Genomic DNA, 20865 nt, shown 5'->3' with positions numbered 1-20865 from the left:
TTTTTTATTAATTTGGAATTTTTTAGCTATTTTGTATACTTGACACGAGGATCTAATAACCCATAAAGAATATCTGCAATTAGGTTAAAAATAACAATCAAAATTGCGTATATAAAAGTAATTGCCATGACTACTGGTGTATCATTCTTATAAATAGAATCAATTAATAAAGCACCTATACCCGGAACCCGGAAAACCTTTTCTGTCACTAAAGCGCCTGTAAAGACACTTGGAATATCTAAGGCTACCAATGTAACTACAGGAATTAACGCATTCCGCAAAACATGACGATTGATAACCAAAAATTTCGGTAATCCCTTAGCATAAGCAGTACGCACATAGTCTTGATGGATATTTTCCAAAATCTCTGAACGCACAAAACGCATCAGCATTGCTGTTTGCCAAATTCCTAATACACAAATAGGCATAATAGATTGTTTAATTTGAGCGATCAAACTCTGCCAATCTGTTACCTGTAAAGTACTATTGTAGATAAAAGGGAACCATTTTAACTGGATACTGAAAATAATAATAAACAGTAATCCTGTAAAAAATGTTGGTAAAGAAAACCCAAAAAAAACTAAAGTAGTCAAAACTGTATCAACAATAGTATTGCGTTTGAGAGCCGAAATTACGCCTAAAGGGATGGCCAGCAATATACCAAGAAGATAAGCAGAACCAACCACCCACAAGGTTGTCGGTATCCGTTGGAGAATTAAACCAATTACAGGACTGCGGCTAGTAAAGGAATAGCCCATATCTCCACTGATAAAAGCGGTAAACCACTTGACATAGCGGATATAAATTGGTTGATCTAAACCTAAAGATTTTCTAATATTTTCCCGAACTTCAGCTGTGATGGAAGGATTCAAGGCAAATTCGCCCATTGGATCGCCTGGTGCTAATGCCAGGATAGTAAATATCACAACACTGATGGCAATTAACGTCGGAATAGCAATTAGTAATCGATTGATTAAATATTTACTCATTGACCCCATATTCGCTGCTGTATCCTTGAAGAGACTGGGGATTAATATTTTTATTCTGCACTTCCAAGTCGAGATGATGAAACTACCCAACTTGACCAACTTTTGTAGCTTCAGTAACTTCAATTAATTGCCCTGTTTTGACATTGTAAATATAACCATAAATAGGAATTTCAAGGGGAACTAATGGATGCAAACGAATTCTTTGCACATCTGCATAAACGCTTTTGGCGAGATCATCAATAGTCAGCCAATTAATAAACTTGCCTTCGCTTGATCCCGACCCAGACCCAATATCAGACCAACCTGTTTCATCCAGTTTGGCTGTTTTGAGGCTACTAGCAAGTAAATTACTGATGATTTCATTTGTGAAGGTTTCCATTCCACAATTAGTATGATGGATTACAAACCATTCACGAGTACCAAGTAACTTGTAAGAAATCACTAAAGAGCGAATTGCATCATCGCTAGCACGTCCACCTGCATTGCAAATTACATGAGCATCCCCTTCAGCTAATCCAGCGAATTGAGCTGGGTCAAGTCGAGCATCCATACAAGTGAGAATTGCAAACCGACGAGATGGGGGTATGGTGAGATTACCCTTATCACCGAAGTTTTCAGTGTAAGTAAGATTAGCTGCCAGAACTTCTTCTATAATTTGGCTCATTTTTAGTATGTGTAGGCAAGCACTCGATTAGCAAACTGAAAGCTAAATTTCTACCTATTGACTTTAGTTTCGATAAAATTACCAGCTTAAACTACAGTAAATCGATAGAAATTTGCTATTTGATAAAGAGTAATGTGCCACAAATTAATACAAAAGGCAAGTTACAGCCTTGTAGCCCTAGCTGTCTAATTCGTGTTGTTTACAGGATACGGGGCGTGAGTAGCCACGGATGCTGTTGGCGAAATATTTCTTCACATTGCCAAATTACTGCCATTACTGGCAAGGTCAATACTCGTGAACGCAAGCTCCGTTCTTTGTCTTTTACCCCTTTGAGGTTAGCAAATGTACCTGGGCTGACTAATTCAAACAGGCGTGATTCTATCTCTTGCGTGGCTGGGGTAGGTACGCTGACTCGATGGCGAAAATCTGGATTCCCTTGCTTTTTCCGTGGTTTACTCATGGCTTTTTCAACACCCTTGTGTTGATTGACTTCTATCATTGATTTGCCCGCTCTTGACAGCCATCAAAAAGGGTTATATATTTCCCGACAAGTTTAATAATTGCAGAATAAATTGGAGTGGAATTTTTACCCAATCAGAGCGATTGTTTAATTCATAGCCTAGTGCATCAATCGCTTGTTCCAGAAGATAGGCAAAAAGCAGCACATCTAGTTCTTCTCTTGTGTTTGGAAGGAAAGATTCTTGATTAGCAGTTTCTAAATAAGAATTCAAAAAGCTAGTACTGACCCAGGTATACCAAAACTGTCCCCATTGTTCTATGAGGGATAAATTTTCAGGTAGGATCATCCCAGATTCTTTTTGATAGCCCAGAGCTTCGTTAACTGCATAGTTGAAAGATAGCAACATTCCTGCTACATCTTGTAGAGGCGATCGCTTGATGCGTCGTTCGCTTAAACTGCGATCTGCTTTGCCTTCAAAATCAGTAATCAAAAAGTCTTTTCCTGTGTAAAATACTCGTCCCAATTGGTAGTTTCCATGATGACGAGTCCGCAATGCAGTAATTTTTTGCCCAACAACTAACTGAAAGCGTTCCAAGATTTTCTGTTGGCTATTAAGAACTTCTAATGCTAATGGTTGAGTATTGTTCGGCAAGTACTCTATTCGTTCTTTTAACAACCGAAATACTTGTCCGGTTAAGTTACGTGCATTTTGATATATCGAACGTTGATATAGTGATGAAAAAGATTCTGGAGCAAAGTCTGAGCTATCTATATTTGTAGCCAGCGCTATATGGAATTCAGCTGTGGATTTACCCAACAGTTCAACACTTTGTAGGTAAGAAGTGATAGTTGCAATTGCCAATTCTGGAATTTCAATTCTTTGTAAATCCGACAAAGAACCTGATGGAAGAGGTACTTCGGTAATAGTGGCGTATTCTGTGGTCACTAAATCAAAGTACTTTTGCAAACTGTCAAGAGTATAGTCCCAGCCACTACGGGTATCTAAAATAAACTCTTCTAATATGCCTATAGTCGTAGGTAAGGCAGTGTTGTTGCCTATTTTTTTTGCACGGCGGTACTCTAAAGCACCAGCTAGCAAAACTGAGTGTTGCAAGCGTTTTTTCTGGTATAGGAAACGCCGGATTTCTAAATCTGGGTGCAAACCCTCCTCAACTTTACGGAAAATTTTCAACAACAAGCGATCGCCATAAACTATATAAGTTTGTTCTTCTTTATTCAGGACACTCGGCTCACTATTAGTTAACTCTTGGCGCAATTTGGAGAATGAATCAGTAGTAGTGCCAAATAATTCTCCGGTTATCCCTTTATAAGAGTGATGATTAGCGATCCCATCTAGCAGTGAGGTGAGAAAGTTTTTGTCTGCTAAAGCATCAAATAAAATTCCAACTTCTTGAGTATTGGATGGATTTGTATCTATTTTGCCTTGCACCTCAAGCCGTGCAATCACAGCTTGCGGCATTTCTGCCAAAAGATGTGTTGCTTGCTCACCTTCTGCATAGGCGAGAAACAACAGATAGGTTTCGCGGTTTCCCTGGATATAATCTACCTGCAACCAAACAATTTGAGCTATCTGCTGGTTATAGGGTAAAGAAATCGCTTCAATGATTTGTACTGATTGTATCTGAGTTTTGCCGCCAAACCAGCTACAGGTGTAGAGGTAATCCCGCAGTGTTGATTGTAGAATGCTTTGTGACTCTCGTTGCGAAATCACATTCTGCCATGAACCATTTACCAACAGCGTTGCTAAGTCTGCTTGGGGTTTAGGGGGTTGAGTCAAGCTAAGAAGTTTACCTTGTAAGGTGAACCAGTAAAACCCATAAGGACTTAAGCTGAGGAAATAGGGCGATTCTGTAATTGGTGGGAACTCAGTGGAACCAAAAATTTCTACTGGTAGTAGCCCATTGAAGGTTGATAAATCTAACGCCACCGTTTGCACATGACGAGATAAATTTGCGACTACCAAGACATATTCTTCAGAGGCAATCCGGCTGAAGGCAAAAACTTTGCGATTATTAGAATGTAGCAATTCAAAACGCCCTTCACCCAATGCCGCAAACCGTTTGCGAGTAGCAATTAAACGTTTCATCCAATACCAGAGAGAATTGGTATTAGTCCGTTGTGCTTCGACGTTGAGTGCTTCGTAGTGATATTCTGAGTCAACGATGACGGGTAGATACAAGCGTTGCGGGTTGGCGCGACTAAAACCAGCGTTGCGGTCAGAACTCCACTGCATAGGTGTGCGAACACCATTGCGATCGCCTAGATAAACATTATCTCCCATGCCAATTTCATCACCGTAGTAAAGTACGGGGGTTCCTGGCAAAGATAATAATAAACTATTGAGTAACTCAATTTGGCGGCGATCGTTGCCCAAAAGCGGCGCTAATCTGCGGCGGATGCCTAAATTTACCCGCATCATCGGGTCTTGTGCATAGGCCCCATACATAAAATCCCGGTCTTCATCTGTCACCATTTCTAGAGTCAGTTCGTCATGGTTGCGGAGGAACAATGCCCACTGACAGTTATCAGGAATCGATGGAGTTTGCTGGAGAATATCTACAATCGGGAAATTATCTTCCATCCGCACTGCCATAAACAAGCGCGGCATTAGGGGAAAATGAAAGTTCATGTGACACTCATCCCCTGCACCGTAATATTGAGCTGCATCTTCAGGCCATTGGTTCGCCTCAGCTAGTAACATCCGGTTAGGAAATTTGGCGTCGATGTGCGATCGCAACTCCTTCAAAAAGGCATGGGTTTCGGGTAAGTTTTCGCAGTTCGTTCCAAGGCGTTCGTATAGATAAGGCACAGCATCCATACGTAGTCCATCTACACCCATCTCCAACCAAAAATCTAAAACATCAAATACTGCCTGGCGCACCAAGGGATTGTCATAATTCAAATCAGGCTGATGGGAATAGAAACGATGCCAGCAATAAGCTTGGGCAACTGAATCCCAAGCCCAGTTAGATGTCTCAAAATCTTGGAAGATTATTCGCGCTTCTTGGTATTTCTCAGGAGTATCACTCCAAACATAAAAATCTCGCTCCTGACTGCCTTTTGGGGCGCGACGTGCTCTTTGAAACCAAGGATGTTGGTCAGATGTATGGTTAATAATTAACTCAATAATTACACGAATACCCCGTTGATGAGCAGCCCTCAAAAACGCTTTAAAGTCTTCTAAAGTGCCATAGATAGGATTGACACTAGTGTAATCGGCAATATCATAACCATCATCCCTGAGTGGTGAAGGAAAAAAAGGTAACAACCAAATGGCAGTAATACCTAAATCTTGTAAGTAGTCTAGTTTTTCTGCCAGTCCTTGAAAATCACCAATACCATCACCATTACTGTCCGCAAAGGTGCGAACACCTAGTTCGTAGATAATTGCATTTTTGAACCATAAGGGGTCATTTTTCAAGTTGGGGTTTGGCATTTTAAGAAGATATGCGATCGCATATCTAATAGAACTATTTACTTGATACAATGGCTGAAATTATCAGCTGATTTAGCTTACACGAGTAATGTATACATTTTCTTACTTAACTCATAAAACTACCTAACGAGCGATATTTAGTACTTAGTGATCAATAATCATACAAACTGTGTATATGCATATATATTTAAAAATTTAGGTTGCAAAACTGTAATACAGCAGCCCCCCTGCTAGAACAAATCCCAAAATCAGAGAGAATAACAGAGAACTAAAAATTTCCCAGACGTGAATGAAATTAACTCTAAAACTGATTTGACGCATCAACCAGAAAGCAGAATTATTCTTCAGTCAGTACAAAAAATGACCTAGCGATGCCGAACGCGCAGAGCGTCTCCAAGAGGGGGCAAGCTACGCGCTCCGATTTATCCCGTTCTATGTTAGAGTTACTGGGGCAAAAGTGGTGGAATGGCGCAGCTTCCAAGTGAGGGTATGATGTACACAATCGTCTCGTTGCTGAGTTTTCAAGCCGTCGGTTTTTAAATCTCAAAGCATTTACTGGCGCGAAGTTTGTGCCGTCTCATAAAATGCTTTAACTAATCAACTCTGGAGTATCCATAGCCCAAGCCCAGAGCGTTCATCCATGCCAGACTCATCAACATAGACTCTTCGGAGGCACTTTAGGGTTATTCACTTGCGCTTTTGTAGCCGCTTGTTTGGCTTCATTAATTTAAAATTGGATTTAAAATAGGAAATCACAATACTGAATTTATAGCAGCGATATGGCGCGAATCTTATACTTTGCACAGCGATCGCCTTACGCTCGGAAAGTGAGAATTGTCCTGGCAGAGAAGCAGCTACCTTACGAACCCAAAGAAACAGACATTAACAATAAACCTCCAGAATTTCTGAGTTTATCTCCCATCGGAAAAGTTCCGGTATTGGTGGATGAAAATGACCTCGTTTTTTGGGATTCAACGCTGATTGTGGAGTATCTAGACGAGACTTATCCTCAGCCGAGTTTTTATCCAGGCTCGCGCATTGAGCGTTTGTGCTGTCGTCAGGGAGAAGAGTTAGCAGACAGTTTGATAGACAATGTTGTGGCATTGTGGTATGAAACCCGTAAAGGAAATCAAGCTGATTTTGCCACCCAAGCTAAATATCAGTCCAGCATTGATCGCATTTTAGGTGTTTTTGAGCAAAAGTTGACTAACTCAGCCTACCTATTCAATGAAACTCTGAGTGCTGTTGATGTGGCAGCTATATCAGGGTTGGGTTACTACAGCCTCAGATTTGGCCATAATTTGCAGCAAGAGTATCCTAAATTGAGGCAATGGTTTGAGCTATTGCATCAACGTCAATCGGTTTACTCTACCATGCCAAAAGCATAAAGCAATTTAGCTGACTTTAATCACTTGAGTTTTTGGAAGACATCGTAGCTATTATATTTACCTATTCAATAGAAAGCGTAACTAATGATGACCGAACGAGAATTTCCGAACTGGGAAGCGCTCTATCAAGAACAAGCCGTTGAAACCATGCCCTGGTTCAACCCTAATTTAGATCCAGATGTCGAAGAAGCGCTCCTTACCCTTGAACTGAGCAATGGTTCAGTGCTGGATTTGGGAACAGGGCCGGGAACTCAAGCGCTAGCCCTAGCCGAACGGGGATTTCAGATGATGGCGACAGATTTGTCAGAGGCGGCTATTCGTCAAGCGGCAGCAAAAGCAAATCAAAAGGGATTAGAAATTTCGTTTCAGCAAGATGATATTCTCAACAGTCGTTTGGAACAATCTTTCGATTTGATTCTCGACAGAGGATGCTTCCATGTTCTGCCACCCCAAAGCTATGGTACTTACGTGCAAACAGTCGCAAGCTTATTAAAGCCTAAGTGCTACCTGTTACTGAAATGCTTCTCTCAAGAGGAAACAAGAGAACAAGGGCCTTACCGCTTTAGCCCAGAGGAGATTGGGCAGATATTCAAAGAACGATTTAATCTGCGTTTGGCTAAACAAACGGTCTATCATGGGATACTCGATCCCCTTCCCAAAGCACTCTTTTGCATCCTAGAAAAACATTGATTTTTTTGCACAAATTTATCAGTTTTACTGAGAATGAGGCTCTAGAAGATTTATAGCTTATACCAATTTAATGTGAAGTTGCAAATATCTCGATCTCCCTAAATCCCCCTTTTTAAGGGGGATTTAGATAGACGTTTTTCGGGTTCACCCCTTAATAAAGCAGGGCTGTTTCATTCGATCTCTTAGGGATTTTGTCAAGAGTATGAGTCGGTTGAAAAGTTGGCTCTCTTAGTGGTGAAACTAAGTATACAAAAATTCCACTAGCTATAGTCAAAACCAGTAAGAACATCAAGCTGTAAATAGATTTGCGTCTAATTCTGGGAAAAAGTACTCTGGCTCACCTTCAGCTAACTTTTCCGAAGGACTGCCTCTGGTTAGCATTGAGAATCAGTACTCTCTAAAAGTGGATTTACTGATCCTAAATGGCTGAGATAAATAAATTTATCGATTTGTTATTGGAAAAATGAAATGAAAAATATAAACCACGTGAACAAAGTTATATCAATTTTTTTAATAATATTACTTGCTTTTTGTATCATCGAACCTGTTTATGCTCGTGGAGGTTGCTTTGCACAGGGAACTCCGGTTTTGACATCTCAGGGACATAAACCTATCGAAAAATTGAATAAAGTTGACAGTATTGTTACTTATAACTTCACAACTCACCAACTTGAAATAGGAAAAATAGGAGAAATTCAACTCTTAATATCACATGAATATTTATTAATTAATAACAAAATTAAAGTAACAGAAACTCATCCTTTCTATATAAAGACTGATACAGAAGTTAAGTTAAAGCAAGCGCAAAAACTTGAAATTGGCGACCAGCTTATTGGGGAAGGGGATTCCAGGATTTTCATTTTCAATATTGATCATATTAAGGAAAATATCACAGTTTATAATCTTATATCTGTGAATCCCAATCATAATTTTTATGCTAATGGCATTTTAGTACATAACAAAGGTGGTGGTGGAGGCACTGGAGGCGGTGGAGGTGGCTATTATCGAGGAGGTAATGGAAATAGCTCATTCACTCCAATCAACTCAAAGACACTTCCTAAGTATCTACTGATACTACTGGTCTTATTTGCTGGGTTGCTACCCGTTATTTTTTGTCGTGAAATTTATAATCTTACACATCTCTTTAACAAAGAATTTACCAATGACTCTGACTTAATTAAGTTTGCAACAAATATTAATTCAAAATTTACTAATCGTTATTCTCTCAAATATTCTAAAGATAAGGAACAGTGGAAGCAAATTTTAATCCAATTCGAGATCGGTGAACAAGAATATCAACAAATAATTAGTAAAAATCACTTAATTGAGGAAATCACTTCTTTATTTATCAAGTATCAAATGGACTGGACTATGAAGGACTTCGAGCATATGCTTGATTATATTTCTAAACCATTTTATTACCTGCAATACTATGTATTTCAACGTGATTTTGGTACTTCCTTTGATATTATTTATCAACCTGAAGTTATTGAAGCTGCACCCATTAGTTATAAACAGGAAGATAATCAGCATATTTTTCGGGTTCAAGTTAATGGTAAAATGACCAACTTTGTCATTTCTTCTGAAGGGTATGTGCTTAGTGGTGAGCCTTTTCCTCGCTTATTTTCTGAGTATTGGGATATCAGTGTAAACTCATCAGGAAAATGGTACTTAGTAAATATAACTTCCCTGTAAGAGTGATGGGCGCATTTGTTACTCCTCCCACTTCACTAGCACCCCTTCCACTGCAACCAATCCCCACTGGGGAAACTTCGCCAGCAATTTCTTGATCACAATTTGCAAAGCCGGATCGTCACTCCAACATTCCTGCAAAAAGTCAAACCTCAGATTTTGCCTTGAATTGCCTGCTACTTTGAGTTTCTGCATCCGCTCCGGTTGCTCTTTCTTTGACCCCGACTCTCTGCTAAACTCTGCTTTTAAGGAACTTAGATAACCAAATATTGATAATGCCGTTAATTCAAAATACATTAGCAACCTTTATGGCTCTTTTCCCAATTGCCAATCCAATAGGTGCAGTTCCGGTTTTTTACACTTTAACAGCAACAGAAACATCATCTAAGCGTCATCAGCAGGCATTACAAACTGCCACCAATGTAGTTTTAGTTTTAGCTGTGTTTTTAGTAGCTGGCAGATGGATACTAGAATTTTTTGGGATTTCACTAAATGTGCTACGGCTAGCAGGTGGATTACTTGTTGCTCATACAGCGTGGGAAATGGTTACAGTTCATCAACGCCTAACTCCATCAGAAAAGGATGAAGCTATGGAAAAAGAGGATATTTCTTTTACACCAATGGCAGTGCCGTTGATCAGCGGACCTGGAGCAATTGGTGTAGTCACGAGTTTATCGATTAGCTTTAATCATTGGGTAGAGTATCTAGAGTCTTTAGTGGGAATTGTTTTAATCGGAATTAGCCTTTACCTGTGTCTTGTCTTAGGAGAGCCATTAATTAAAAGGTTAGGAAGAAATGGTGTAGGAGCCTTAAATCGAGTTTTTGGTTTTTTTATCCTAGCCATTGGTGTACGGTTTATTGCTGATGGCTCTATTTCATTATTGAAAGAGGCATTTCCTATCAAGTAAATCAGCACTGATCTATCGCAAGTTAATAAAAATCCCATCTGAGCAAAACAAGCTGGACGGATTAAGGGTGATTTTAACAGAATCGGCGTGAGCCTCTCTACTTATAATGCTTTTGATTGAATCTAGGAATCAATAATAGAGATTAACAATTGTGAATTTATCAGCGTTAAATTTTTTCCGTAGTCTGCGTCAAGATAATCACCAATTTGCTGTAATTGGATCAGGACGTTTTGGATGTTCTGTCTGTGCAACACTAAATAAGTTAGGCTATCAAGTCTTAGCAACAGATATAGAAGAAAAACAAGTAACTGCCGCGTTAACAGAATAAGTTTGTATACTAAACAACTTACAAGTACTATATAAGAACAATATCTCAAAATCCCTGATATTCTCCAAAGATTATAATCGAGCACCTATGAAAAGCACGCTCACTGTTAAGCTCTGGTTTGGGATCTCACGTAATACAGCATTATTATTTATTTGCTGGATGCTGATCACAGCTTGTAGTAAAAGTAGCAACGTTAGATTAACTCCAGCAAATAATTCCGCAGTAATAACAAGTGCAGCTAATACTATTCCTATTGGGATCGCTTTTGCTCAAACCAGTAATGTAGCACTACTAGGTCAAGAGGGAACTGATGGAGTTAAAATTGCCCAGAAGTATTTTAATAACAAAGATGGGATTAATGGTAAAGCAATCGAATTAATATTTCAAGATACTGGTGGCGATGAGGTTGGAGCAATTAATGCCTTTGGCAGTTTAATTAATCAAAATAAGGTTGTTGGTATTATTGGTCCTACTCTGTCACAACAGGCATTTAGTGCTGACCCGATAGCAGAACGCAATCAGGTTCCAGTGATTGGTGCATCAAATACTGCTAAAGGCATTCCTGAGATTGGTGATTATATAGCTCGTGTTTCTTCATCTGTTGCAGTCGTCGCTCCTTACGCAGTCAAAGCAGCGCTTAAACAAAATCCTCAAATCAAAAGGGTGGCTGTGTTCTATGCACAAAATGATGCCTTTAATAAATCAGAAACTGAAATTTTTCAGAAAACAGTGAAAGATTTAGGATTAAATTTAGTCACAGTCCAAAAGTTTCAAACTACAGATACCGACTTTCAAGCGCAAGCCAGTAGTGCTATTAATTTAAAACCAGATTTAACAATTATATCTGGATTAGCTGTGGATGGAGGCAATTTAGTCAAACAAGTACGAGAACTTGGTTATCGAGGTTTAATTATTGGCGGAAATGGATTTAATACTTCTCATATATTTTCAGTTTGCAGGATGCTTTGTGATGGTGTAATTATTGCTCAAGCTTATAGTCCTGAATACAAAAATGAAATTAACACTGCTTTTCGTAAAGCTTATGTTGAGCAATATCATCGAGAGCCACCCCAAGTTAGCGCACAAGCTTTTGCTGCTTTACAAGTATATGTAGAAGCATTGCAATCTTTAGACAAAAAAAGCAGAATTAAGGATTTAACTTTACCTCAGTTGCGTCAAGAGTTGAACAAGGAATTACTGAGATTAACTTATCAAACTCCTTTAGGTGAAATTGCTTTTACACCAGAAGGTGATGTAGTTCAAAAACAGTTTTATGTTGCCCAATTAAAGATGGAAGCAAACGGTATTAATGGTAAATTTGCTTTTTTAAATATAAAGTAATTGACAGCGATCGCTCAAGCGCAGAAATTCATTACAGCTGTAATCGCCCCCGGACTGGAACATCACTACAGACACCAAGTTTGATGAAGTGCGATGTAAGTACGTTTATATGCGTCTGCCCACGCCAGATAACCCAGACCCCCACTGTAAAACCGACAACAGGCAAGAAGTATTTGCTTTGGGTGAGTTTGGAGATTTTATCAAACCCATCTTCGATCTGTACCATAATCAAGGGGTAGACCCCAGAGCGATCGCAGTCTGAAAGAGACTCACTCGAAAAAGCCTACACCCTTCAAGGAGAATAGAGATTATCGAGATGAGGTGGAAAGGATCGCCCAAAAGGATTCAGGTGTTGCTGGAGAATGATTAAAGAAGAATTTAGAAATAATAATTCTTACCAAAGAAAATTTGATCCCTCTCTGTGGAATGTAGTACAACCTGTAACGGAAGCTTATCATGTGTTCACTATTATGGATGCTATTAAAAGTACATGCTGGTGACAAGGAATGAATAATCAACAAATTGCTTACCCTCTGATTGAACAAGAGCATATAAAGCCTGTAGACAGAGACAAATTAGTCCTGCTCCGTAATCGCCGTCAGCTAAAGCCTCTTGTCAGAAATCCGGATTTTACCGTTCGGATTCTAAACACAATCACGATTGCCTCTATTGCTAGTAGTGGCTTGTTTGGGATAGGTACGCTTTCGTGTTGGGGGTTAGAGATGATTGAGGCGAACACAAAACCAGTTACTCTTAGTAAGCAGTATGAATGGCAGATACGAAAACATGTCTGCTTGGGCTGGATGCTTGTTGGTTTTTCCAGCTTTGTTGCTAGTGCTTCATTGGGTGAAAAGCCTAAGCCATAAAACAATTAATAGTACCAATTGCCAAAGAGTAAGAATGACTCCTTCACTCATTAAGCAAAAAACAATATTTTAAATTATGAAACTACCTCAAATGATTGTCACAACAGTGGCAGCAATCACCTTTGGATACATCGGCTCCCAATACTTTACTAGAAATATTATGTATATCATAGGTGGTGGAATGGTTGGACTTGGTGCAGTAGCATATGTTATTCCGCCCAAAACCAAACAAAAACTAACCCAGGAACAACTAAAGGAGCCAGTGGAAACTACCCGCCACTGAGCGCAGTAGTTTTCAAATAGGAGCAAATGCTCAAAAAATTAACGAGTCGTCAAGCAAGAACCTGTGTGTGATTTGAACTGAAAAATGAGATTTTAACTCATGATATGCTTCAATAATGAGTATTCCAGTTTATACTTCACTTGTAATATTCGAGTTTTTTACTAATAATGATTATCGTATAGAGGATGAAAGGAGGGATAAGAGCGATGATCGTATCCCTCCTTTCGGTTTGATTATTATTATTATTCAGCTACGATTTGAGTAGGCGATCGCTTGTCCAATAAAATATTTTATTTTTATTCAGATATCTACTAAAACAAAAGTTTTGAACCATAACATGGACGTTTGAACCATATTTTGAATTGAAAGTTTATTTGCTTTTCGCCTACCAAAGAGAGTAATAAATATCGAAACTTTACCGAATTGAAATTGAAACTTTAAATAAAACAATATTGATGTTTTATATGATTACTCATAGAATATAAGGTGTATTTATGAGTTTTTTTCAGTGGGCATCAATTTTTGGCTGTACGACAGCAGCTTTTATATCAATTGCGCCTCTACAGGCAGAAGCTGCAAAATATCAAATACAGTCTGGAGTCACTAGCGTTTATCATGATCTGAGTTTTTTGAGCAGTATCGGTCTAAATTTGACAGGCAGCAATAATACAGTTACGCCAATTAACAGTGATTTTATAGTTGGCTTTGGTATATCCCCAACTACCAATTTTACATTCAGCGACGTGGGCGGGTTTTCTCAGCTTTCAGGTACAATCCAACACACTGGTACTGTTACATTCAATAAAGAAATTACTATTGGAAACTTTTCTGTTGGCTACGAGCCGACACGTGCTATCAACAATGCCAGCGGGCTTTTTTTAAAAGACACAGTTTCTCTGAATAAAATTTTGTTTGATTTGAGCGCTCCAGGTAATATGGAATTTGATGGCAAAAATTTAACTATCGCTGACGTTAAATTACTGTTTAGTTCGGATTTTGCTAGTATACTTGGCGACTCTAGCTTGCTAGGTCAGGTAGGTGGAGCTGCACGAATTGATGCAAAAGTCGTTGAAGTACCCGAATCTACAAGCGCGATCGCATTTTTAGCAGCAGCTGTGTCTCTCTTGAAAAGTAAGTTGAGAAAGCAGATATAATTACTAATTCTACAAAAGTACGAGAGACAATTTACTTATCTCTCGTAAATATTGGTTGCTTTAGTATTAAGCTGAATGCTTTTTAAAATGTAAGGATTCAGGTCTAATATTGAGGAAGCAAAGACGGGCGAGATTGGTAATTAAGAGAATCAGCCAGTAGTGCCTGTACAAAAAAATTAATCACAGACCGACCTTGACGACAGCAAGTTTGTACCACCGTCAATAAATTGCCACTTGGATTTTTTATGCTGTTCTTAACCAATTATGTATGGATTTGGCGTAGTTTACCGCCGTAGGCATCGCTCTCAACCAACCCTTAGACCGAATTTATACACAAATGGTGTTTCGTGGTTTATACCATTTTTCCCAAGCTGTTCTCCGTGGTGATGCCAGTGAGGGTGTTCCTTATCTTGTCAAACATCAAAAGCTCTTTGGATTAGTCAAAACTAGACGTAAGCGTCATTGAGAGATTGACGCTTACACTCAACAAATTTGGGCTTTATCTTCTTAAGTTGACACCAATGAAGGCCTTGCGCCCCTACTAGAAATAATTTGGGATAATTTATCTTTTGGAAGTCCGTTATGCTTGTTTAATGTTCTTGTCCTGTTGGCCGGATGAGGATTTCGTTGACATTAACGCGCGGCGGTTGCGTAAGGGCATAAACGATCGCAGCAGCAACGTCTTCGCTTTGCAGAGGTTGAATTGACTTGCGTCGTTCTTCAATCCGTTGTTTGGCAACAAGATCGGTAATTTGACTGTCAATTTCCGTATCCACCAAACCAGGTTCGATTATCGTGACGCGGATGTTGTCCTTGTGAACCTCTTGACGCAATGCTTCTGAGAGGGCATTAACACCCCATTTAGTAGCATTATAAACACCGACGCCCGCCCGCGCTGTCCGACCCGCTACTGAGGAGATATTGACTATATGCCCCGATTTTTGCGCCTTCAACAAAGGCAAAACGGCATGAGTAGCATATAACAGTCCTAATACGTTGAGGTCAAACGATCGCCGCCAGTCTGAGCTATTTCCAGCTTCAATCGTGCCCAGTAAGGCAATCCCGGCATTATTCACAAGGATATCAACCCTTCCCAATTCTGCATTTGCCTTTGCCACCAAGTTATTTACCTGAGTTTCATCAGTCACATCAGTGACAATAGGCAATGCCTTGCCACCATTAGCTTCAATGCGTTCTGCTAATGCCTGAATGCGATCGCCACGCCTAGCGGCAAGCACTACTGTTGCTCCAACTGAAGCCAAAGCGATTGCAGTTGCTTCTCCAATTCCCGCTGAAGCCCCAGTGATAATTGCCACTTTTCCTTCTAATTTACCTGTCATTTATCTAACTCCTTAGTAATTGATAATTGGGTATTGGGTATTGGGTGTTGCGCATTGGGCATTAATTATTCTTTCCCTGCTCCCCTGCTTTTGCGCCCCCTGCCTCCCCTCTACCGATCCTCAAAACGGATGCAACTGCTGCCCCACAGAGTATTATGCCTGCAAAGCGAAAAGTTCCTTGGAACCCTGCAACGATCGCATCAGGAGGGGCAACAGAGACATCTGCACCCGCAGACATACTAGCGATTAACGCCCCAAATACTGCGCCAATTAGAGAAACTCCTACGGTGTTACCTGATGTACGTGACAAAGACAAAAGCCCAGAAGCAATCCCTAGACGCTCTCTCGGTACTGATCCCATAACAGTGCTGTTGTTGGGCGATTGGAATAAACCCAGACCAATGCCGTAAATAAAATAGCGCGATACATAACCTAACTCAGTAATTTGAGCGTCAAAGGTGCTAATCCCTAGACAGCCACCAATCATCAACCCCAACCCAATTGAACTAATTAGCCGAGCGCCAAAACGGTCTGAAAGTATTCCAGCTAGTGGGGCAATTAACCCACTCAGTACAGGCGATACGGCTAGTAACAGCCCTACTTTTACCGTCGGATATTGCTTGACCCTCTCTAGAAAGAAAGGGACGATGAGTAGCGAACCGCCAATAACAATGAATGCTAACCAGCCACTTAGCAAACCCATACTCAACTGAAGATTGCGAAACAGTTTTAGCTCTAATAGTGGCTGCTTTAGAATCGCTTCAACTACTAAAAAAATAGTAAAACTCACAGCGGTGATCGCTAATAATATCAATGCATTCGTACTACCAAAGCCCTGGCTTTGCCCTAACGTCATACCCAGCCCAAAACTACCCAGAGTCAATAAAGCCAATATGGCTCCAAAAAAGTCAAATTTCTGTTTGCCCTCAATGCGTGCAGAGGGTGGCACCACGCGAGCTATTAAGAAACTAGCGATGATCCCCAAGGGTACATTGATGAAGAATATACTATGCCAGCCTGACCAGCTTAAGAGCAATCCGCCAGCAGAAGGGCCAAAAGCAATTCCCAGTGAAACTACACTACCGATGATGCCAACAGCCCGACCTCGCTCGGAAGAGGGAAAAACTTCTGTGATGATTGCCAAACCAAGCCCAGAAATGAACACAGCACCTAGTCCTTGAAGCGCCCGAAAGCCGATTAACCACTCGATACTAGGTGCAAAACCACACAACAGCGAACTGAAAGTGAACAGAACGAGTCCCCCTTGGTATAAGGACTTCTTACCCCACATATCCCCCAGGCGGGTTGCCCCCAAAACTAAACCGGAACTGACCAACTGGTAACTCAATACAGCCCATTGGGTGGTAGGAAAACTGGTGTTAAAGGCTTGCACCAATGTGGGCAAAGCAACATTGATGATGCCCACATCCAGGGTAGACATGAATACCCCAAGTCCGACACCGAGTAAGACCCAATTTTTTTGAGAGCCTGATAAAGCCAGAGGTTCTGCTTGGAATTGTGCCAACGTTTAGCCTCCAACTTTGACTTTACGGTTGTTAATAGTTTGCATACGTATATTCATTGTAGGGTGCTATCCTCGCTACCAAGTTTAGGAAACTAAATTTGCGGCTTCCATCCTTAACGTTGGCGATTTTGCTGAGTGCGATGCCTGCGGCGGGCGTAGCCATCGCAGCAGGCGCTTCGTTGCTCGGAAATGCTCTGGATGAAAAATTCAGCTTTATATCAAGTATCTACTTCTCAATCGGCAAGATTGGCTTTTCCACTTGTCATATATTTGGTAAAGTACTTAAGTACTTTTAACTCTGCACTCCTTCGGTTATATCAACGATAGAAATCAACAAAATACGGTAATTTGATATAGTTACTGTATTTGAGACTAGTTAGCAAACTATCATAGACAACTCTCAGAAGCAAGCTCTAGAGAAAATGGAGAATAGGGAATGGGAAATGTCAATTATTAAAGCCACATCTGCAACTGCAAATAAGTACCTTTTTGTATAAGCAATGACTCAAAAAGCTGCCTTATCTCGATTTACTTTAGGATTTATTGCAGGCTTTGTGTCTGTTTTGCTATTTCATCAAGGCGTGTTGGCGCTGCTACACGCAGTAAATTTTACACCTCACGCCCCTTATTCAACTGCACCAATACAACCATTAGGAATCCCGCAAATTTGGTCAAATGCTTTCTGGGGAGGCATTTGGGGACTGATTATAGTAGTCATTGCACCTCGTTTTCGACATGATAAAAACTATTGGTTAGGAGCTTTAGTCTTTGGTGCAATTGCTCCGACGCTAGTGGCTTGGTTTGTAGTTGCACCGCTCAAGGGTCAACCCATCGCTGGCGGCTGGAAATTTGTGGGAATAGTGACAGGTTTATTGGTTAATGGTGCTTGGGGTGTGGGAACCGCTGGGTTGCTGAGATTATTCTCTAGGAGGCAATTATTTAACAGCTAAAATTTTAGGCACTTTTAAGTAGGTGGGTAATGTTAGTATCATCCAAACTAACCAAAATAGCTTGTTCCTTAGCTTCAGCAGAAGGTTGAATATGTGTATATTATTAGTTGGGAATAAGAGGTCAAAAAATAGCGATCGATTATTCTCGTTGCACCAATTCTATATAAAGATGTGTAGAAAGAACCTCACTGCCTGCGGCACTTCCCCGCAAGTTCGGGGGAGTTGGGAAGGTTGAAAATAATGTGCAGCTTCACAGAGAATTGGTATTACTCAGTAAATCAAAGATAAAAATAATTTAATTACAATGGATAATTTTGGGATTTACACACTTGCTAATGACGTGGTATTTGACCAATTAGTAGCCTTGCTAAATAGTATTGAGGTGAATGTTAGTGCAGATATTCCTATTTGTATCATTCCCTATGATGACCGCTTAGAGCGAGTTAAGCAGGAGATACGTTCTCGATCTAATGTTACCCTATTTGACGATAAAAGCTCGATTCAAAAATGGGATGATTTTGCCGTTCAAGTTTGGAATGCTTATCCAATAAATAACCGAAAAAATAAGCCTTCTATGGAATGGAACAAAAAAAATAATTTAATCAGAAAAATGTGTGCTTTTGATGGTGAGTTTGAAAAATTTGTATTTTATGATGCTGATAGTTTGGCAATGAATAAGCTGGACAAGGTTTTAGAAAAACTAGACCAATACGACTTTGTGTTTGATGACTGGGAACACACAAAACAAACTTCAGTTGCAGCTTTCGACTTGCCGAAGTTAGAACAAAAAATGTCTTTGTCTGAATCTGAAATCAGACGAAAAATACACTGTTCTAGTTTTTTTGGTTCAAAAAAGGGGATTTTAGGCATTGAAGAGTTAAAAATGCTCAAAAAGCGATTGATAGAAGATAAAGAAGTCGAATGGATTAATGAACTTGCTTGGTGGTGTGACGCAGATTTATTTAGTTACATGACTTTCAGAATTGCTCGGTCGCTATTTAACTTTACACTTAGTCCTAATGGCGAAGATAGAACTGGCAACTGTGCTCGTGTAAATCGATTTGTGAACATTGATAATGTTCTTTATAACCAACAGGGATTAAAACCAATTCATCGTCTTCACTATATGGGCTATGGTGCTATTGAATTTGCCCGCTTGTGTAAAGGTGAGGATGTTAATATTTGTTACAAAAATGAATTTTTACACTATCGGTTTCTGAAGCAACCAGAGCAAAAACCGAAGCGATTAAAGCCACCTACTATAGCGGCTAGAAGCAATCGATTTATCAAAAAAGTTTGGAATAAAATTAATCAAACTATTTCCTACACTTAGCTTTTGCCCAGCCTTGCTCATTGGTTAAAACGCTGGTTAATCAGCTATTTCAGACTTGTGTATACACCGTAGCGATGCCTTGGGAGGAAATATCTGGTGGAGGGAGTTAGAGGGGGTGAGAAGGACTTGTGTATACACTGTAGCTCCTTGCTAAAAGTGGGGGTTAAGGGGTGGCGTGTTAAGGGCTTTTGCAAGAATATGTATTATGCGTTTAGTTCGTGAGCAATGTCCACTTTACATATTGCAAAAATGCCTAAAGTTAGTGTTTCCATTCCCACGTTTAATCGAGTTAATTTACTGCCTTTGGCAATTGACAGTGTACTCAACCAGTCGGAGCAAGACTTTGAGCTAATTATTTGTGATGACGGTTCTAGCGATCGCACACCCGAATTGATGTCACAATACACAGACGATCGGATTAAATATATCCGTCATCAGCAAAATATTGGTAAAAGTAATAATATGCGCTCTGGCTTTGATGCTGCCACTGGTGAATATTTTATTAAATTTGATGATGATGATCGGCTAACACCCAATTTTCTCGCAAGTACAGCAGCTATTCTTGCTCAAGACTCTAGCATTGATTTTGTTGGTACAGACCATTGGATAATTGATATTAACAATGTACGGGATGAGGCAAAAACTCAAGAAAATTCTCATCGCTGGGGTAGGAAGAATTTACCCGCAGGTGTTGTAAATAATTTGTTGGAAGTTGTATTTATTCAGCAAAGCTTTCAAGTTGGAGCGACATTATTTCGCCGTAAAACCTTGCAAGAATTGGGGTATATGCAGCCAAATCTGCAAAATTGTGAGGATAATGATTTATTTGTGCGTCTAGCTCTGGCTGGAAAAAAGGGCTATTACTTACCAGAATTATTGATGGAATACCGCTACCATGCAGAGCAGCAAGGTATTAATCGAGCCATTCCTTATTTATTTGATAAAATTCAGTATTTAGAAAATTATAAGTTTGAATCTGAAAAATTAGAAAAAGTCAGGAAAAATCGTTTAACTGAAACGCAATTATTATTAGGTTTGCGTTTAATTGAAAAGGGTGAAACACAAAAAGGCAGAGAGCTAGTTTTGGCGGGACAGTCTTTTTCGACTGCTAAAGCTTGGACTGGTTTAGGTTTATCGTTGTTACCAGTTGGGCTGCGAGGTAAGGCGTTTAATGCACTGCGACAGATGCAGGGTTAGAGGATGTTTGAAAAGTCTGTAGTAGTGTATCAAATATTTGTTTACCCCACCCTAACCCTCCCCGTATGTATTGGCTACGGTGTACACACAAGTCCTAAAAACCTAGCTTGATAAGACTTTCCTGTTTTTCCTCGTTCCCAGTCGGAGACTGGGAATGCATTCATTGAGTCAGAGACTCAATATCTGACTGGAGGCAGAGCCTCTAAATCAGGCATTCCCATGCTCTTCATGGGAATGCCTGATTTATATCATGTCCGGCAAATCACCCATAATATAGATAGAGGTGCATGAATTGGTGCG

Annotated in this window: 20 protein-coding genes and 2 pseudogenes; 15 read left to right on the top strand and 7 right to left on the bottom strand. The window is 39.9% G+C overall.

From position 1 onward, the window contains the following. Nucleotides 1–26: 26 nt before the first annotated feature. From RMY16_RS02105 to treS, 4 genes are all read right to left on the bottom strand, one after another. The gene (locus tag RMY16_RS02105) at nt 27–989 is read right to left on the bottom strand and encodes an ABC transporter permease (protein WP_322734980.1); all 963 of its coding nucleotides are present in this window, start codon (nt 987–989) and stop codon (nt 27–29) included. Between the two features lie 82 nt (nt 990–1071). Continuing rightward, nucleotides 1072–1653, bottom strand: coding sequence for a carbonic anhydrase (locus tag RMY16_RS02100; protein WP_322734979.1), 582 nt, complete (start codon nt 1651–1653; stop codon nt 1072–1074). Nucleotides 1654–1852: 199 nt separating this feature from the next. Further along, entirely contained in the window at nt 1853–2152 is a 300-nt protein-coding gene (locus RMY16_RS02095) for a hypothetical protein (protein ID WP_322734978.1), read from the bottom strand. Nucleotides 2153–2186: 34 nt separating this feature from the next. Then, nucleotides 2187–5570: a maltose alpha-D-glucosyltransferase gene (gene treS / locus RMY16_RS02090; RefSeq protein WP_322735120.1), complete on the bottom strand. Its 3384-nt coding sequence runs from the start codon at nt 5568–5570 to the stop codon at nt 2187–2189. A 779-nt stretch (nt 5571–6349) separates the two neighbouring features. On the opposite strand from treS, the gene RMY16_RS02085 reads away from it, so the two are divergent. From RMY16_RS02085 to RMY16_RS02075, 3 genes are all read left to right on the top strand, one after another. Next, nucleotides 6350–6958 carry a glutathione S-transferase family protein gene (locus RMY16_RS02085; RefSeq protein WP_322734977.1) on the top strand — a complete coding sequence of 203 codons (609 nt, stop codon included), beginning with the start codon at nt 6350–6352 and terminating at the stop codon, nt 6956–6958. A gap of 84 nt (nt 6959–7042) precedes the next feature. After that, entirely contained in the window at nt 7043–7648 is a 606-nt protein-coding gene (locus tag RMY16_RS02080; RefSeq protein ID WP_322734976.1) for a class I SAM-dependent methyltransferase, read from the top strand. Nucleotides 7649–8116: 468 nt separating this feature from the next. After that, entirely contained in the window at nt 8117–9343 is a 1227-nt protein-coding gene (locus tag RMY16_RS02075; RefSeq protein WP_322734975.1) for a Hint domain-containing protein, read from the top strand. An 18-nt stretch (nt 9344–9361) separates the two neighbouring features. Here the strand turns inward: RMY16_RS02075 and RMY16_RS02070 are convergent, their stop codons facing one another. Beyond that, nucleotides 9362–9637 carry a hypothetical protein gene (locus tag RMY16_RS02070; protein ID WP_322734974.1) on the bottom strand — a complete coding sequence of 92 codons (276 nt, stop codon included), beginning with the start codon at nt 9635–9637 and terminating at the stop codon, nt 9362–9364. A gap of 11 nt (nt 9638–9648) precedes the next feature. Between RMY16_RS02070 and RMY16_RS02065 the strand changes: the two genes are divergently transcribed. The 8 genes and pseudogenes from RMY16_RS02065 to RMY16_RS02030 form a co-directional block, all read left to right on the top strand. Then, nucleotides 9649–10248 carry a MarC family protein gene (locus RMY16_RS02065; protein ID WP_322734973.1) on the top strand — a complete coding sequence of 200 codons (600 nt, stop codon included), beginning with the start codon at nt 9649–9651 and terminating at the stop codon, nt 10246–10248. Between the two features lie 151 nt (nt 10249–10399). Beyond that, a pseudogene (locus RMY16_RS02060) lies at nt 10400–10573 on the top strand (TrkA family potassium uptake protein); the annotation flags it as partial. Nucleotides 10574–10663: 90 nt separating this feature from the next. Beyond that, complete coding sequence (locus tag RMY16_RS02055; protein WP_322734972.1) at nt 10664–11917, top strand: ABC transporter substrate-binding protein; 1254 nt, start codon at nt 10664–10666, stop codon at nt 11915–11917. Nucleotides 11918–12026: 109 nt separating this feature from the next. Continuing rightward, nucleotides 12027–12179, top strand: a complete 153-nt coding sequence (locus RMY16_RS02050; protein ID WP_322734971.1) for a hypothetical protein — start codon at nt 12027–12029, stop codon at nt 12177–12179. Nucleotides 12180–12423: 244 nt separating this feature from the next. After that, nucleotides 12424–12783, top strand: a complete 360-nt coding sequence (locus RMY16_RS02045; protein WP_322669439.1) for a hypothetical protein — start codon at nt 12424–12426, stop codon at nt 12781–12783. A 76-nt stretch (nt 12784–12859) separates the two neighbouring features. Next, nucleotides 12860–13066 (top strand): hypothetical protein, encoded by a 207-nt coding sequence (locus tag RMY16_RS02040; protein WP_322734970.1) that lies wholly within the window; start codon nt 12860–12862, stop codon nt 13064–13066. A 494-nt stretch (nt 13067–13560) separates the two neighbouring features. Beyond that, nucleotides 13561–14220 carry a hypothetical protein gene (locus tag RMY16_RS02035; protein WP_322734969.1) on the top strand — a complete coding sequence of 220 codons (660 nt, stop codon included), beginning with the start codon at nt 13561–13563 and terminating at the stop codon, nt 14218–14220. Between the two features lie 229 nt (nt 14221–14449). Next, nucleotides 14450–14686, top strand: a pseudogene (locus RMY16_RS02030) (IS4 family transposase); the annotation flags it as partial. Between the two features lie 124 nt (nt 14687–14810). Here the strand turns inward: RMY16_RS02030 and RMY16_RS02025 are convergent. Continuing rightward, complete coding sequence (locus tag RMY16_RS02025; protein WP_322734968.1) at nt 14811–15560, bottom strand: SDR family NAD(P)-dependent oxidoreductase; 750 nt, start codon at nt 15558–15560, stop codon at nt 14811–14813. A gap of 61 nt (nt 15561–15621) precedes the next feature. Then, nucleotides 15622–17085: an MFS transporter gene (locus RMY16_RS02020; RefSeq protein ID WP_322734967.1), complete on the bottom strand. Its 1464-nt coding sequence runs from the start codon at nt 17083–17085 to the stop codon at nt 15622–15624. Between the two features lie 98 nt (nt 17086–17183). Here RMY16_RS02020 and RMY16_RS02015 point away from each other — a divergent pair, with 98 nt between their 5' ends. The 4 genes from RMY16_RS02015 to RMY16_RS02000 all read left to right on the top strand — a co-directional run bounded on the left by RMY16_RS02015 (nt 17184) and on the right by RMY16_RS02000 (nt 20565). Beyond that, nucleotides 17184–17381, top strand: a complete 198-nt coding sequence (locus RMY16_RS02015) for a hypothetical protein (RefSeq protein WP_322734966.1) — start codon at nt 17184–17186, stop codon at nt 17379–17381. Between the two features lie 204 nt (nt 17382–17585). Continuing rightward, a complete protein-coding gene (locus tag RMY16_RS02010; RefSeq protein ID WP_322734965.1) occupies nt 17586–18035 on the top strand; it encodes a hypothetical protein in 450 nt (149 codons plus the stop codon). Between the two features lie 304 nt (nt 18036–18339). Beyond that, on the top strand, nt 18340–19368 hold the full coding sequence (locus RMY16_RS02005) for an Npun_R2821/Npun_R2822 family protein (RefSeq protein ID WP_322734964.1): 1029 nt from the start codon (nt 18340–18342) through the stop codon (nt 19366–19368). Between the two features lie 249 nt (nt 19369–19617). After that, nucleotides 19618–20565, top strand: a complete 948-nt coding sequence (locus tag RMY16_RS02000; RefSeq protein ID WP_322734963.1) for a glycosyltransferase family 2 protein — start codon at nt 19618–19620, stop codon at nt 20563–20565. The last annotated feature ends 300 nt before the right edge of the window (nt 20566–20865 follow it).

This window comes from Nostoc sp. DedQUE12b (assembly GCF_034530835.1).
GTDB lineage: Bacteria > Cyanobacteriota > Cyanobacteriia > Cyanobacteriales > Nostocaceae > Nostoc.
Note: the sequence above shows the minus strand (reverse complement) of the source record. Positions and strands in the feature narration are given on the sequence as shown.

Bases quoted from the DNA above. Each gene is read 5' to 3' on its own strand.
- RMY16_RS02105 (WP_322734980.1), bottom strand. From the start codon at position 989: ATGAGTAAATATTTAATCAATCGATTACTAATTGCTATTCCGACGTTA.
- RMY16_RS02100 (WP_322734979.1), bottom strand. From the start codon at position 1,653: ATGAGCCAAATTATAGAAGAAGTTCTGGCAGCTAATCTTACTTACACT.
- RMY16_RS02095 (WP_322734978.1), bottom strand. From the start codon at position 2,152: ATGATAGAAGTCAATCAACACAAGGGTGTTGAAAAAGCCATGAGTAAA.
- treS (WP_322735120.1), bottom strand. From the start codon at position 5,570: ATGCCAAACCCCAACTTGAAAAATGACCCCTTATGGTTCAAAAATGCA.
- RMY16_RS02085 (WP_322734977.1), top strand. From the start codon at position 6,350: ATGGCGCGAATCTTATACTTTGCACAGCGATCGCCTTACGCTCGGAAA.
- RMY16_RS02080 (WP_322734976.1), top strand. From the start codon at position 7,043: ATGATGACCGAACGAGAATTTCCGAACTGGGAAGCGCTCTATCAAGAA.
- RMY16_RS02075 (WP_322734975.1), top strand. From the start codon at position 8,117: ATGAAAAATATAAACCACGTGAACAAAGTTATATCAATTTTTTTAATA.
- RMY16_RS02070 (WP_322734974.1), bottom strand. From the start codon at position 9,637: ATGTATTTTGAATTAACGGCATTATCAATATTTGGTTATCTAAGTTCC.
- RMY16_RS02065 (WP_322734973.1), top strand. From the start codon at position 9,649: ATGGCTCTTTTCCCAATTGCCAATCCAATAGGTGCAGTTCCGGTTTTT.
- RMY16_RS02055 (WP_322734972.1), top strand. From the start codon at position 10,664: ATGAAAAGCACGCTCACTGTTAAGCTCTGGTTTGGGATCTCACGTAAT.
- RMY16_RS02050 (WP_322734971.1), top strand. From the start codon at position 12,027: ATGCGTCTGCCCACGCCAGATAACCCAGACCCCCACTGTAAAACCGAC.
- RMY16_RS02045 (WP_322669439.1), top strand. From the start codon at position 12,424: ATGAATAATCAACAAATTGCTTACCCTCTGATTGAACAAGAGCATATA.
- RMY16_RS02040 (WP_322734970.1), top strand. From the start codon at position 12,860: ATGAAACTACCTCAAATGATTGTCACAACAGTGGCAGCAATCACCTTT.
- RMY16_RS02035 (WP_322734969.1), top strand. From the start codon at position 13,561: ATGAGTTTTTTTCAGTGGGCATCAATTTTTGGCTGTACGACAGCAGCT.
- RMY16_RS02025 (WP_322734968.1), bottom strand. From the start codon at position 15,560: ATGACAGGTAAATTAGAAGGAAAAGTGGCAATTATCACTGGGGCTTCA.
- RMY16_RS02010 (WP_322734965.1), top strand. From the start codon at position 17,586: ATGACTCAAAAAGCTGCCTTATCTCGATTTACTTTAGGATTTATTGCA.
- RMY16_RS02005 (WP_322734964.1), top strand. From the start codon at position 18,340: ATGGATAATTTTGGGATTTACACACTTGCTAATGACGTGGTATTTGAC.
- RMY16_RS02000 (WP_322734963.1), top strand. From the start codon at position 19,618: ATGCCTAAAGTTAGTGTTTCCATTCCCACGTTTAATCGAGTTAATTTA.